General features: G+C 73.4%; 9 protein-coding genes. 8 read left to right on the top strand and 1 reads right to left on the bottom strand.

Going from position 1 to position 13,748, the window contains the following annotated elements; all coding sequences use genetic code 11:
* Positions 1-7: 7 nt before the first annotated feature.
* Genes iolB through IF04_RS0102130 form a run of 3 tightly spaced genes read left to right on the top strand, consistent with a single transcriptional unit; the run spans position 8 to position 4,379 of the window.
* On the top strand, positions 8-931 hold the full coding sequence (iolB, locus tag IF04_RS0102140) for a 5-deoxy-glucuronate isomerase (RefSeq protein WP_030249919.1): 924 nt from the start codon (positions 8-10) through the stop codon (positions 929-931).
* Entirely contained in the window at positions 928-2,847 is a 1,920-nt protein-coding gene (gene iolD / locus IF04_RS0102135; protein ID WP_030249916.1) for a 3D-(3,5/4)-trihydroxycyclohexane-1,2-dione acylhydrolase (decyclizing), read from the top strand. The genes iolB and iolD overlap by 4 nt, the downstream gene beginning before the upstream one ends.
* A gap of 38 nt (positions 2,848-2,885) precedes the next feature.
* Positions 2,886-4,379: a CoA-acylating methylmalonate-semialdehyde dehydrogenase gene (locus IF04_RS0102130; RefSeq protein ID WP_030249909.1), complete on the top strand. Its 1,494-nt coding sequence runs from the start codon at positions 2,886-2,888 to the stop codon at positions 4,377-4,379.
* An 85-nt stretch (positions 4,380-4,464) separates the two neighbouring features.
* On the opposite strand, the gene IF04_RS0102125 is transcribed toward IF04_RS0102130, so the two are convergent.
* On the bottom strand, positions 4,465-5,697 hold the full coding sequence (locus tag IF04_RS0102125; protein ID WP_030249906.1) for a styrene monooxygenase/indole monooxygenase family protein: 1,233 nt from the start codon (positions 5,695-5,697) through the stop codon (positions 4,465-4,467).
* Positions 5,698-5,863: 166 nt separating this feature from the next.
* On the opposite strand from IF04_RS0102125, the gene IF04_RS40080 reads away from it, so the two are divergent.
* The 5 genes from IF04_RS40080 (at position 5,864) to IF04_RS0102100 (ending at position 13,593) form a co-directional block, all read left to right on the top strand.
* Positions 5,864-7,159 (top strand): DUF2076 domain-containing protein, encoded by a 1,296-nt coding sequence (locus IF04_RS40080; RefSeq protein WP_030249903.1) that lies wholly within the window; start codon positions 5,864-5,866, stop codon positions 7,157-7,159.
* 59 nt (positions 7,160-7,218) lie between these two features.
* On the top strand, positions 7,219-9,924 hold the full coding sequence (locus IF04_RS0102115; protein WP_030249900.1) for a CocE/NonD family hydrolase: 2,706 nt from the start codon (positions 7,219-7,221) through the stop codon (positions 9,922-9,924).
* Positions 9,921-10,784 carry an ABC transporter permease gene (locus tag IF04_RS0102110; protein WP_030249898.1) on the top strand — a complete coding sequence of 288 codons (864 nt, stop codon included), beginning with the start codon at positions 9,921-9,923 and terminating at the stop codon, positions 10,782-10,784. Before IF04_RS0102115 ends, IF04_RS0102110 begins: the two co-directional genes overlap by 4 nt.
* A gap of 156 nt (positions 10,785-10,940) precedes the next feature.
* Positions 10,941-11,414: a hypothetical protein gene (locus IF04_RS0102105; RefSeq protein WP_030249896.1), complete on the top strand. Its 474-nt coding sequence runs from the start codon at positions 10,941-10,943 to the stop codon at positions 11,412-11,414.
* A 109-nt stretch (positions 11,415-11,523) separates the two neighbouring features.
* Positions 11,524-13,593, top strand: a complete 2,070-nt coding sequence (locus IF04_RS0102100) for an FUSC family protein (RefSeq protein ID WP_030249893.1) — start codon at positions 11,524-11,526, stop codon at positions 13,591-13,593.
* Positions 13,594-13,748: the final 155 nt, after the last annotated feature.

The raw sequence follows: 13,748 nt of genomic DNA, 5'->3' as shown, positions 1-13,748 counted from the left end.
TGACGTCATGAACGCCGAATCCACCTTCCACCGCCCGGCGGGCACCGCCGCCGACGGCCCGTACGCCCTCGACATCCATCCCAAGAACGCCGGCTGGGGATACTCCTCCCTCCGCGTGCTCGAGCTCCCGCCCGGCGGTCACCACTCCTTCGCCACCGGCGAGAGCGAGTGGATCGTGCTGCCGCTCTCCGGCGGCTGCACGGTGGCGGTCGACTCCGGCGAGGAGTTCGCGCTGACCGGCCGGGACAGCGTGTTCAGCGGCGTCACGGACTTCGCGTACGTCCCGCGCGACGCGCATGTGGGCATCGCCAGCGAGTCCGGCGGCCGCTTCGCGCTCACCGGCGCCCGCTGTTCGAAGCGCCTTCCCGCGCGGTACGGCCCGGCCTCGTCCGTCCCCGTCGAGCTGCGGGGTACGGGCAACTGCTCGCGCCAGGTCAACAACTTCGCCGCGGCAGCCCCCGCCGGAGGCGATGATGACTACGGTTTCGAATGCGACAAGCTCATCGCCGTCGAGGTGCTCACGCCGGGCGGCAACTGGTCCTCGTATCCGCCGCACAAGCACGACGAGTGCCGGCCGGGCGAGGAGTCCGAGTTGGAGGAGATCTACTACTTCGAGATCGCCGAGGCGCACGGCAGGCCCGGCCTCGGGTACCAGCGCGTGAGCCCCTCCGGTCACGGACAGAACACCGACGTGCTCGCCGAGGTCCGCAGCGGCGACGTCGTCCTCATCCCCGACGGCTGGCACGGCCCGTCCATCGCCGCGCCCGGCCACGACATGTACTACCTCAACGTCATGGCGGGCCCCGGCGAGGCCCGCGAGTGGCTGATCTGCGACCACCCGGACCACGGCTGGATCCGCGGTACGTGGCCCGAGCAGCCCGTCGACCCCCGCCTCCCCCTCTACAGCGCACCCGCAGGAGAAGCCCGATGACCGCCCCGACGACGCGCCGCCTCACGGTCGCGCAGGCCCTGGTCGAATTCCTCGCGCACCAGTACACCGAGCGGGACGGCGTACGGCACCGTCTCATCGCCGCGACCTGGGGCATCTTCGGCCACGGCAACGTCGCCGGACTCGGCCAGGCACTGCTGGAGTCGCAGCCCGCGGGATACGAGCGGGGAGCCGCCCCCGAGGCGCCGGGAATGCCCTACCTCCAGGGGCGCAACGAGCAGGCCATGGTGCACGCCGCCGTGGGGTACGCCCGCCAGTCCGACCGGCTCTCCGCGCAGGCCGTCACGACCTCCATCGGCCCCGGCGCCACCAACCTCGTCACCGGTGCAGCGCTGGCCACGGTGAACCGCCTCCCGGTGCTGCTGCTGCCCGGCGACACCTTCGCCACCCGCCCGGCCGAGCCCGTGCTCCAGCAGCTCGAAGTCCCGTACGCGGGCGACATCTCGGTCAACGACGCGTTGCGCCCGGTCTCCCGCTACTTCGACCGGGTCACCCGCCCCGAGGCACTGATCCCGGCAGCGCTGCAGGCCATGCGGGTGCTGGCCGACCCGGTCGAGACCGGTGCGGTCACCCTGGCGCTGCCGCAGGACGTGCAGGCCGAGGCGTTCGACTGGCCCGAGGAGTTCTTCGCCGACCGGGTCTGGCACGTCACCCGGCCGCAGCCGGACGCCGGCGCGCTCGCCGAGGCCGTGCACGCCATCCGCTCCGCCGAGTGCCCGCTGCTGATCGCGGGCGGCGGCGTCCACCACGCCGAGGCCGAGGAGGCGCTGCGCGCCTTCGCCGAGGCCACCGGCATCCCCGTCGCCTCGACCCAGGCCGGCAAGGGCTCGCTGCGGTACGACCACCCCGCGGACGTGGGCGGCATCGGGCACACCGGCACCGCGACCGCGGACGCGCTGGCCCGCGAGGCGGACCTGATCATCGGCGTCGGCACCCGCTACACCGACTTCACCACCGCCTCCGCGACGCTCTTCGCCCGGCCCAGCGTGCGCTTCGTCAACCTCAACATCGCCTCGTTCGACTCCCACAAGCTCGGCGCGCTCTCCCTGATCGCCGACGCCCGCGCGGGTCTGGAGGCGCTGACCCGCGAGCTCGACGGGCACCGCGTGGAGAAGGCGTACGAGGAGGCGTACGGCGCGGCCAAGGCCGAGTGGGAAATCCTGGTCGACGGCGCGTACCGAACCGGTGCGGAGGACGCGCGGCCCAGCCAGACGCAGCTGCTCGGACTGCTGGACGCGACCGTCGGCGACGACGACGTGATCATCAACGCGGCCGGCTCGCTCCCCGGTGACCTGCACAAACTGTGGCGCGCCCAGTCCCGCCGCCAGTACCACCTGGAGTACGGCTACTCCTGCATGGGGTACGAGATCCCGGCCGCGATCGGCGTCCGGATGGCCGCCCCGGACCGCCCGGTGTGGTCGCTGGTCGGCGACGGCACGTATCTGATGATGCCCACCGAGATCGTCACGGCGGTCCAGGAAGGCATCAACATCAACGTGGTCCTCATCCAGAACCACGGCTACGCCTCCATCGGCGGCCTCTCCGAGGAGACCGGCGCCGAGCGCTTCGGCACGGCCTACCGCTTCCGCGCCAAGGACGGCACGTACACCGGCGAGCCGCTCCCGGTGGACCTCGCCGCGAACGCGGCCTCGCTGGGCATGGACGTGATCCGCGCCGCGACCGTCGCCGAGCTGCGGTCCGCGCTCGCCGCGGCGCGTGCCTCGGACCGCCCCACATGTGTCTATGTCGAGACCGAAACGGCTGACACTGTGCCGGGCGCGCCCGCGGCCCAGGCCTGGTGGGATGTTCCCGTTGCCGAGACCGCGACGCGCGAGGCGGCGCTGCTCGCCCGCGAGGAGTACGACCGCCAGGCGGCCGGACGCCGCCGCCACCTCTGACCTCCGCTGAAGCTTTCGTCCCCAGAAAGGCCCCGCACATGAAGACCCTCAGCCACTGGATCGGCGGCAAGCCCGTCGAGGGCACCTCCGGCAACTTCGGTCCGGTCTACAACCCCGCCACCGGCGCCCAGGAGAAGCAGGTCCCCTTCGCCTCGGTCGACGAGGTCGACACCGCGGTAGCCACCGCCAAGGAGGCCTTCCGCACCTGGGGCACCAGCTCGCTCGCCAAGCGCACGGCGGTCCTCTTCAAGTACCGCGAGCTGGTCGACGCGCACCGCGAGGAGATCGCGCGGCTGATCACCGCCGAGCACGGCAAGGTGCACTCCGACGCGCTCGGCGAGGTGGCCCGCGGCCTGGAGATCGTCGAGCTGGCCTGCGGCATCTCCGAGAAGCTCAAGGGTGAGCTGTCCACCCAGGTCTCCACCCGCGTGGACGTCTCCTCGATCCGTCAGTCGCTCGGCGTCGTCGCGGGCATCACGCCGTTCAACTTCCCGGCCATGGTGCCGATGTGGATGTTCCCCATCGCCATCGCCTGCGGCAACACCTTCGTGCTCAAGCCCAGCGAGAAGGTGCCCTCGGCGGCCTTCAAGCTGGCCGAGCTGGCGGCCGAGGCGGGCCTGCCGGACGGCGTGCTGAACATCGTCAACGGTGACAAGACCGCCGTGGACCGCATCCTCGCGCACCCCGACATCGCCGCGGTCTCCTTCGTCGGCTCCACCCCGATCGCCAAGTACATCCACACCACCGGCACCGCCAACGGCAAGCGCGTGCAGGCGCTCGGCGGCGCGAAGAACCACATGCTGGTGCTGCCGGACGCCGACCTGGAGCTGGCCGCGGACTCCGCGATCAACGCCGCGTACGGCTCGGCCGGCGAGCGCTGCATGGCGATCTCCGTGGTCGTCGCGGTCGGTGACACCGCCGACCCGCTGATCGAGAAGATCAAGGAGCGGGCCGCCGCGCTGACCATCGGCCCCGGCGACGACCCGGCCTCCGAGATGGGCCCGCTGATCACCAAGGTGCACCGCGACAAGGTCGCCTCGTACGTGACCGGCGCGGCCGCCCAGGGCGCGACCGTCGCGCTCGACGGCACCGGCTTCACGGTCGAGGGCCACGAGGACGGCCACTGGATCGGCGTCTCGCTGCTGGACAACGTCACGCCCGAGATGGACTGCTACCGCGACGAGATCTTCGGCCCGGTGCTGTCGGTCGTGCGTGTCGAGACGTACGACGAGGCCATCGCCCTGATGAACAACTCCCCCTGGGGCAACGGCACGGCCATCTTCACCCGGGACGGCGGCGCGGCCCGCCGCTTCCAGCTGGAGGTCGAGGCCGGCATGGTTGGCGTCAACGTGCCGATCCCGGTGCCGGTGGGCTACCACTCCTTCGGCGGCTGGAAGGACTCGCTCTTCGGCGACCACCACATCTACGGCAACGACGGCGTGCACTTCTACACCCGCGGCAAGGTCGTCACCACCCGCTGGCCGGACCCCTCCGACGGCGGCATCAACCTGGGCTTCCCGAGCAACAGCTGACGGCTGTCGGGAACTGACGGCCCCCGCCGGTGCGGACCGGCGGGGCCGTCAGCGCCGCCCGGCCCGCCCGGCCGGGCGCCGGCGCTCACGGCTCCCGGATCTCCGCCAAGTACGCCGCCGCTGCCTCCGGGTCCGTCAGCCAGTGGCGGAAGTCGGCCGGGTCGGCGTAGCCGTTGACGAAGCGGTGGGCGATGGCCGGGCAGCGGGCGGCGGCTGCCAGCAGGCGTTGTACGTGCTCCGGGGGCGGCTGGAGCATGGTGTTGGTGAACTCCGTGGCGTACTGCGCGTGGTCCCAGAACGTGTCGAAGGTGCGCTCCATCCAGGCCCGGTCGAAGGGGGCCGTGCCGCGCTCCTTGATGGCGCGGAGGTAGCGCGCCGCGCAGCGGGCCGCGTTGTTCGAACCCTGGCCGGTGACCGGGTCGTTGACGACGACGGTGTCCGCCATGCCCAGGACATAGCGGCCCGTGGCCACCTTGGCGACGGGCCGCCGCACCGTCGGCGTGACCGCGCCGTAGAGCGTGCAGCGCGCGTCGGTCGGCTCCGCGTTCCGGCACAGCTCGTACTCGGCCGGCGCGTACTGCCGCAGCAGCTCCAGCGTGCGGGCGAGACAGGCGGCGGGTCCCGGCCGGTCCTGCCAGCAGTCGTACGGGCCGCCCGGCACCCCTTCGAAGAACACGATGTCGCACAGGCCGCCCGTGGTGAGCGCGGGGATCACGAACATCTCCCCGGCCTCGGGCGAGAGGTTGGAGCGGGCGTGCGGCGCCGGGTACTCCGGGCGGTGCCCGACGCCGTGCAGGTAGATGCAGCCCAGAGAGCGCTGCGGCCGGTCGTACGGGGAGCGCGCGCGGTCCCGGGGGAAGAGCCGGGCGAGGTCGCCGCGGCCCGCGGCCACCAGGGTCAGATCGTGCGAGGCGGCCAGCGCGGCCAGCCGTCTGCCGTCGGCGGCGCCGTACTCCACCCGGCCGCCCCGCGCTTCGTACAGGTCGAGCCAGTCGGCCATCTTCACCCGCTGGTCGACGGATTGGGCCTCCTCGTCGAAGCGGCCGGTGAAGCGCAGCGCGGGCCTGCCCGGCGGGTCCCAGACCGTGGCCTGCAGCGCGGTGATGCCGGGGGCCTTGCCGTCCCAGGCGTTCAGGCCCGCCGCACGTTCGAGGCCTAGCGCCGGGCCGAACATGATCTGAGTGGACATCACCCGCCCGGCGCGGATCTGCTCCGGCGTGCGGTCCGAAACCACGGTGACGTCGTACCCCTCGGCGAGCAGCCCGTGGGCCAGCTGCAGTCCGGCCTGCCCTGCCCCGACGATCGCGATGGCGCGCATGCCGCCTCCCCCCTGCGGCCCGGGTGCGGCGCCGGGCCCGTCCCTCAGTTGTACTTGCGGGGCGCGCGCGGTGTACAGATCCGTTACGGTGCGGGCGCTGTCCGCGCGCACGAGGCCGTGACACACGGCAGTACACAACAGGAAACAGAAGAAAGACGGGGGCAAGATGCCGCACGTTACGGTCCTCAGCAAGGGGGCGCGGATCACCGCGGGGGTGTTCTGCACGCTCTTCCTGCTGAACAGCGCCACATGGCTGGCGATGGACATGGCGGAGTTCGGGTTCGGGGCGCTGTGGGAGTCCTGGACGGGGCTCGGGCCGCACGCCGACGGCGCGATCACCGATCCGTACGCCGTGGGACTCCTGGCCGTGCAACTGGGCGCGGTGTGGACGGCGTTCACCGGGGCGCGGGCGGCCGGCGGTCTGCTGGCCGTGGCGACGACACTGACGTTCACCGCCGCGATCCAGGTGTTCGTCAGCACGGGCCAGCACACGAGCGACAACCGCTGGTTCATCGGCGAGGTGAGCACGGACACGGACACGTTCCTGAGTGTCTTCATCACCAGCGGCCTGCTGGTGCTGCTGGGCCTCGTCTCCTGCATCGTGGTGCTGGCCGGGCTGCGGGTCTGGCCGACGCGGCGCCCCAGTGACCCGCCGATGCGGCCGCTGCCCGCTGCCGCGGTGGCAGGCGCGGTGGTGTTCGGGCTGATCGCGCTGTGCGCCGCGGTGTGGAACGTTTCCGTACTGCTGCAGGACGGTCTCGGCTCGCTCGACGTGATCTACCTGGGCCACGGCATCCTCTCCGCGCTGACGAGCCTCGGCCCCGGCTGGTACTCGATCACGTTCCTGCTGATGTCCGCGGTCGCCGGGCTGCTCTGCGCCACGCGCGGGGTGTCGGCGCGCGGCTTCACCACCGGGCTCGCGCTGGTCCTGCTGCCGATCTCGCTCATCGGCCTGATCGGCCTGCTCGCCGGGGGTCACTTCTTCGAGCTGGGGCAGGCTCCCGCGTTCCAGACCATCCTGTCCCGTGTGCAGGTGGTCGTCGAACTCCTCGGCTCGATCGCCGTCCTGGCCCTGATGGGCCGTCCGGGCACGCCCGTAGCCGAGGAATGGACCCCGCCCGCGCAGCCGGGAATGCCGGGAATGCCCGGCGCGGCGCCGTACGGAACACCGGGCATGCCGGCGTACGGAGCGCCCGGCCAGCCGCAGCCGCAGCCGGGCTACGCGCAGCCCGGCCAGCCCCAGCCCGGCTACGCGCCGCAGCCCCAGCCCGGATACGCACAGCCCCAGCCCGGCTACGGCCAGCCCACCGCCCCGGCACCCGGCTACGGCCCGCCCGCCATGCCCCCGCAGGCGCCGCAGACTCCGCAGGCCCCGCCGGTACCGCCGCAGGCCCCGTACGGCGCGCCGCCTGTACCGCCCTCCCCGCCCGCCGGCGGCTTCGGGCCCCCGCCGCAGGGCTGACCGGACGGTCACCCCGGACCTGACCGGGAGCTGACAGGCCGCCCCCGTAGGGTGACCGCATGGCTGTAAAGGTTTCCCGGCCGCGTGGCCGGCGACTGGTCGCGCTCGTGGCCGTGCTGGCCGTGCTGCTCGGCGGCGGCTCGTGGGCGGCGGTGGCCGCTTCCGACGGCTCGGCCGGCTCCGTGCAGCGCCAGGACCAGGTCCTGGCGCTGCCCGAGAAGCCCGGCAGCAAGGCCACCGTCCGGATCGACACCTCCTACTTCACGAGCACGGCGGTGGACGGCCGCCGTCCCGCCGTGCTGCTCGGCCACGGCTTCGGCGCCAGCAAGGCGGCGGCCAAGGACCAGGCCCAGCAGCTGGCGCGGGCCGGATACGCCGTACTGACCTGGTCGGCACGCGGGTTCGGCCGCTCCACCGGCAAGATCGGGCTGAACGACCCGGAGGGCGAGGTCGCCGACGTCAGTGGGCTCATCGACTGGCTGGCGAAACGTCCCGACGTGCAGCTGGACAAGCCCGGCGACCCGCGCGTCGGCATGACGGGCGCCTCGTACGGCGGCGCCATCGCGCTGCTCACGGCGGGCCACGACCGCCGCGTGGACGCCATCGCGCCGCAGATCACGTACTGGAACCTCGCCGACGCGCTGTTCCCCGACGGGGTGTTCAAGAAACTGTGGGCCGGTTACTTCTTCACCACCGGCTCGGCCCCCGTCACCACCTCCGTGCCCAACCCCGCCCGCGGCGTGGCCTGTCACCGCTTCGAGGCGCAGCTCTGCCGGATGTACGAGCGGGTGGCGGTCTCCGGCCGCCCGGACGACGAGGCCCGGAAGATGCTGGAGCGGCGCAGCCCGCAGGCCGTCGCCGACCGCATCAAGGTCCCCACCCTGATCACCCAGGGCCAGTCCGACTCGCTCTTCCCGCTCGGCCAGGCCGACGCGATCGCGAAGGCGCTGAAGAAGAACGGCGCGCCGGTCGCGGTGGACTGGATCGAGGGCGGCCACGACGGCGGCGCCCGTGAGGAAGCCCGCGTCCTGGCCCGTACGGAAGCGTGGTTCGCCCGCTATCTGAAGGGCGAGCGCGGCACCGACACCGGACCGGCGTTCCGGATCAGCCGGTCCGGGGGCCTGGACGCCCGCGACGGCGCCTCGCGGCTGCGCGGCGCGAGCGGGGACAGCTACCCGGGCCTGCGCGGCGACCCGCGGTCCGTGCCGCTCGCCGGCCGCGAGCAGACGCTCGCCAACCCCGCGGGCGGCGACCCGCCCGCGATCTCCTCCGTCCCCGGCATCGGTGCCGCGCTCGGCGGCCTGAGCGCGCTGGGCAACGGCCCGTCGCTGGACTTCCCCGGCCAGTACGCCCGCTTCGAGTCCCGCGCGCTGAAGAGCCCCGTGCAGGTCACCGGCTCGCCGACGGCGAAGCTGCGGGTGACGAGCGACAGCGGCGAGGCCGTGCTGTTCGCCAAGGTCTACGACGTCGGGCCGGACGGGCGCAGCCAGTTGCTGCCGCATCAGCTCGTGACGCCGCTGCGGGTGACGGACGCGAAGGACGGCCGCACGGTCTCCGTCCGGCTCCCGGCCATCGACCACGAGTTCGCCGCCGGGCACCGGATGCGGCTGGTGGTGGCCGCCACCGACATGGCGTACGCCTCGCCCGCGGAGCCCGCCGTGTACAAGGTCGCGCTCGCCGGTAAGAACGCCCTCAGCGTGCCGACCGCGCCCGGCGTGCACACTGCCGCCACCCCGCTGCCCTGGTGGGTCTGGGGCCTGCCGCTCGCGGCCGTACTGATCGCCGCCGCGCTGCTGCTCACCGGGCGCCGCCGCACCACGCCGCCCGCGCCCGACCCGGACCTGGCCGACGTGCCGCTGCGGATCACCGGCCTGACGAAGAAGTACCACGGTGCCGTCGACCGGTACGCCGTCCAGGAGCTGACCTTCGGCGTCGACCGCGGACAGGTGCTCGGGCTGCTCGGGCCCAACGGCGCGGGCAAGACCACCACGCTGCGGATGCTGATGGGCCTGATCACGCCGGACGAGGGCGAGATCCGGGTCTTCGGGCACGCGGTGCGGCCGGGTGCCCCGGTGCTCTCGCGGGTCGGCGCGTTCGTCGAGGGCGCGGGCTTTCTGCCGCATCTGACGGGCCGGGAGAACCTGGATCTGTACTGGCGGGCCACCGGCCGTCCGGCCGAGGACGCGCACATCGACGAGGCGCTGGAGATCGCGGGCCTGGGGGAGGCGCTGCAGCGCGCCGTCCGTACGTACTCCCAGGGCATGCGGCAGCGCCTCGCCATCGCGCAGGCCATGCTCGGCCTGCCCGACCTGCTCATCCTGGACGAGCCGACCAACGGCCTGGACCCGCCGCAGATCCGCGAGATGCGGGATGTGATGACCCGTTACGCGGCCGAGGGGCGGACCGTGATCGTCTCCAGCCATCTGCTGGCGGAGGTCGAGCAGACCTGTACGCATCTGGTCGTCATGGACCGCGGCCGGCTGGTGCAGGCCGGGCCGGTCGCCGAGATCGTCGGGACCGGCGACACGCTGCTGGTCGGCACGTCTGCGCCGGTGCCGGACGGGGTGGTGGAGAAGGTGGCAGCACTGCCGTTCGTCACCTCCGCCGTCCGCGCCGACGACGGGCTGCTCGTCCGCCTCGACGGCACGGCCGGCACGCACAGACTGCTCGCCGAACTCCTCCGCCTCGAAGTACCGGTGGACCGCGTCGGGCCGCACCGCCGCCTGGAGGACGCCTTCCTCACCCTGATCGGAGGGGACCGATGAGTACCGCAGCACACCCGGCCGGGCCCGCGGCCGGCTACCGCGCGGGGCACACCCTGCCGCTGCGCGTCGAAGCGCTGCGGCAGCTGAAGCGGCGCCGCACGCTGGTGGTCGGCGTGGTGCTGGCCGCGCTGCCGTTCGTGCTGGTCGCGGCCTTCGCGCTCGGCGGCGACCCGGCCGGGCGCAACAACCGGATCACCCTGATGGACACCGCGACCGCCTCCGGTGCGAACTTCGCGGCCACCGCGCTGTTCGTCTCGGCGGGCTTCCTGCTGGTGGTGCCGGTCGCGCTGTTCTGCGGCGACACGGTCGCCTCGGAGGCGAGCTGGTCCTCGCTGCGGTACCTGCTGGCCGCGCCCGTGCCGCGGACCCGGCTGCTGCTGAGCAAGCTGACCGTGGCGCTGGTGTTCAGCGCGGCGGCGATGGTGCTGCTGCCGCTGGTCGCGCTGGCCGTGGGCACGTACGCGTACGGCTGGGACGCGCTGCGGCTGCCGGGCGGCGGGGTGCTGCCGGCCGGGGACGCGGTGCCGCGGCTGGCGCTGGTCGTCGCGTACCTCTTCGTCTCGCAGCTGGTGACCGCCGCGCTGGCGTTCTGGCTGTCGACGGTGACGGACGCGCCGCTGGGCGCGGTCGGCGGCGCGGTCGGCCTGACCATCGTCGGCAACGTCCTGGACCAGGTCACAGCCCTCGGCAACTGGCGCGACGCGCTGCCGGCCCACTGGCAGTTCGCCTGGGTGGACGCGCTGCAGCCGAAGCTGGACTGGACCGCCATGGCCCAGGGCGCCGCGGTCTCCGTCTCCTACGCACTGATCCTCTTCGCCCTGGCCTTCCGCGGCTTCCGGACGAAGGACGTGGTGTCGTAAGGGGGACAGGGGCTTCCTCTTCTGCTCCTGTGCGGGCGCCCGGTTGGGCCGGGTGGGTGCTTGCGCCGCGGGTCGTGCAACCCTGACGCGCTGCGGCGTGTCTGCTCGGGTGAGGTCCGCATAATGCGGATGAATTCCGGAAGAAGAGGACATTCGATGATCCGTAAGGCTTCGCGAGCTGTCACCGTCTCCGCTCTCTGTGCCGCCCTGCTCGGTGGCGGCCTGGCCCTCGCGGCGTCCGCGCCCGCCGCGCCCGCCGTGACCGCCGCCATCTCGGCCTCCGAGGAGAAGGCCCCGGCCCGTTACAACGCCGAGCAGGTCCACCACTTCCTGCAGGGGTTCTACGGCAACCACGGACCCCGCCAGTGGGAGCGGGACAACATGGTCGGCGACGAGCTGAAGAAGCGCGCCGAGAAGAACAAGAAGTACGACGTCCTGCTCTGCGCGCAGAACAAGCCGCGCGACATCGCCATCGGAAAGGTGACCACCGCGCAGTCCGCGGGCGTGGGCTGGGCGACGGTGACCACCAAGTGGAACCGCGGCCCGGACCAGCACTTCACCGCGTACGTCGGCCTGGACGCGAGCAAGCCGATCAAGCTCATCCAGATCGACTGCAGCCCGGGCCGCTGACGGCCGCCCCTTCCTCCGTACCGGCCGCCGTCCGAGGGTCGGCCGGTACGGAGGTGCCGCGCCTGGCCGGCCGACCGTTTTCCTCGTATTCGGCACGTATTCTCTCGTTATGACCTGGACGAGCGCGCTGAAGCAGACCGCCCGCTCCGGGCTGAGCGTCGAACGGGCCAAGCTGACGCCGCTCATCGCGGTCCGCGGCGCCGTGGGCGTCGCCATCGTCGTCGGGGGCTGCCTGTGGCTGGGCTCCCCGGTGCTCGCGGTCTCCGCCGCCTTCGGTGCCTTCTCCGCCGCCATCGCCACCTTCCAGCGCAGCTGGCGGCCGCGCCCGCTGCTGGCGCTGGCCGTCGCGGGCGGCCTGTCGGTCTCCACCTTCCTCGGCTATCTGGCCGCGGCCCACACCGTGCTGTTCGTGCTGCTGCTCGCTGCCTGGACCCTGCTCGCGGGGCTGTGCTGGGCCGTCGGGCCGGTCTCCGGGCTGATCGGCACGCAGACGGTCGCGGTGATGCTGGTGACCGTCACCCTGCCGACCTCCGTACTGGGCGCGCTGGAGCACGCCGCGCTGATCGCGGCCGGCGGCTGCGTACAGGCCGCGCTCATCCTGCTCTTCCCCATCCGCCGCTGGGGGCGGCAGCGGGACGCGCTGGCCGACGCGCTCGCCGCCGAGGCCGACTACGCGCGCCGGCTGCGGCACGATCCGGTGGCGCCCTTCGACCCGCAGCCCCTGATGGACGCCCGGCTCGCCTCCCGGGTGACGCCGCGTCAGGCCCGGCGGCGCCCCGCCCAGCTGCACGGCCCCCGCACCCTCGCCGAACAGGTGCGCCCAGCGCTGGCCTCGCTCGCCGACCCCGTCGTCGGCGCCCCGCTGGAGGGCCCCGAGCGGGACCGCGCCCGCGAACTGCTCGGCGCCGCCGCGACCGTGCTGGACGCGGTGGCCGCCGCCATCCGCCACGCCCGGCCGGTCCGGCTGCCCGCCGACGCCCTGGACGCCCTGGAGGTACCGGAGTCCGGCGACATGCTGACCGGCCCGGCGCGCCGCTCGGCGGCCCGGCTGCTGAGCCTGCTGGCCGACGCCGTGGAGGCCGCCGAGGAGCCGGTCGAGCCCACCGGCCCGGTCTCCGACGGCGACCGGCCGCACCTGCTGCGCCCCGCCGTCCACCGCCAGGTCCCGGTCGTGCTGCGGGCCGTCCGCCGGGAGCTGCGCTGGTCCTCGTTCGTCCTGCGGCACGCGCTGCGGGTCGCCGCGGTGGCCGCGGCCGGCTACCTCATCGGCACCGCGCTGCCCTTCGGGCACGGTTACTGGGCGCCGCTCGCCTCCGTGATGATCATGCGGCCCGACTTCGCGCAGACGTACCAGCGCGGCATCGCCCGCTTCATCGGCACCCTCTTCGGCGTCGCGGTCGGCGGCGGGGTGATCGCCCTGTTCCAGCCGGGGCGGTACGTCGACGCGGGACTGGCCATCGTGTGCGCGTTCCTGATGTACCTGCTGCTGCGCACCGGCGTCGCGGTCACCTCGGCGTGCGTCGCCGCGTACGTCGTCTTCCTGCTCGGCATCGCGGGCGCCGGCTGGGAGCAGACCGTGCAGGAGCGGGTGGTCCTCACCCTGCTCGGCGGGCTGCTGGCGACGCTCTCGTACGCGCTCTTCCCGGCCTGGGAGACGTCCCGGCTGCGCGAGCGGCTGGCGGAGTGGCTGGAGGCGGGCGGCCGGTACGCCGTCGCCGTCCTGGAGATCTACGCCCGGCCCGCCGAGCGCCGGCCGCGCCGGGTCCGCGAGGCGCTGCTCAATCTGCGGGCGGCGCGCGTCGCATGGGTGAAGAGCGGGGAGCGCGCCGGGCAGGAGCCGGTGCGGCACCGCGGGCTGTCGCAGGGCGCCACGCAGGCGGCGGAGACGGCCCTCAATGCCATGGGCCGGGCCGCGATGCTGATGGAGGCTCATCTGCCGGGCCCGGACGCGGAACCGTCGCCGGGCGCCGACGCGTTCGCCGCCGAGCTCGGGCCCGCGGTGGCGCGCGCGGCCCGGGCCATCAGGGAGGGCGGTGACCTGGACTGGTCCGGGCCGCACAGGTGGCTGGCCGTCTGGGACGCGGAGACGGAAGGGCAGGGCGTGGCGCTGCGCGCGGCGGGCCTGCTGGTGGACGCGCTGGACGACCTCGCACAGGCGCTGAACCGGACCGGTCACTGAGTGCCCGTCCGCCCGGAACCGGGCCGGACGGCGTGCAATTGTGCGACGCCGGTAGAGTAGGTAATTGCCCGTTATTGACGTCATTGCTGCCGTCTGGGGCGCGATGTCGGGGGGTTCCGTGCGCCGCGCCGCGGGCGTGTCCGCAGTCCGAGCCG

This window comes from Streptomyces violens (assembly GCF_000717745.1).
Lineage (GTDB): Bacteria > Actinomycetota > Actinomycetes > Streptomycetales > Streptomycetaceae > Streptomyces > Streptomyces violens.
Note: the sequence above shows the minus strand (reverse complement) of the source record. Positions and strands in the feature narration are given on the sequence as shown.

Coding starts and splice junctions, on each gene's coding strand:
- IF04_RS0102115 (WP_030249900.1), top strand. CDS start 7,219: ATGGCTGTAAAGGTTTCCCGGCCGCGTGGCCGGCGACTGGTCGCGCTC.
- IF04_RS0102105 (WP_030249896.1), top strand. CDS start 10,941: ATGATCCGTAAGGCTTCGCGAGCTGTCACCGTCTCCGCTCTCTGTGCC.
- IF04_RS0102110 (WP_030249898.1), top strand. CDS start 9,921: ATGAGTACCGCAGCACACCCGGCCGGGCCCGCGGCCGGCTACCGCGCG.
- IF04_RS0102130 (WP_030249909.1), top strand. CDS start 2,886: ATGAAGACCCTCAGCCACTGGATCGGCGGCAAGCCCGTCGAGGGCACC.
- IF04_RS40080 (WP_030249903.1), top strand. CDS start 5,864: ATGCCGCACGTTACGGTCCTCAGCAAGGGGGCGCGGATCACCGCGGGG.
- iolD (WP_030249916.1), top strand. CDS start 928: ATGACCGCCCCGACGACGCGCCGCCTCACGGTCGCGCAGGCCCTGGTC.
- IF04_RS0102125 (WP_030249906.1), bottom strand. CDS start 5,697: ATGCGCGCCATCGCGATCGTCGGGGCAGGGCAGGCCGGACTGCAGCTG.
- IF04_RS0102100 (WP_030249893.1), top strand. CDS start 11,524: ATGACCTGGACGAGCGCGCTGAAGCAGACCGCCCGCTCCGGGCTGAGC.
- iolB (WP_030249919.1), top strand. CDS start 8: ATGAACGCCGAATCCACCTTCCACCGCCCGGCGGGCACCGCCGCCGAC.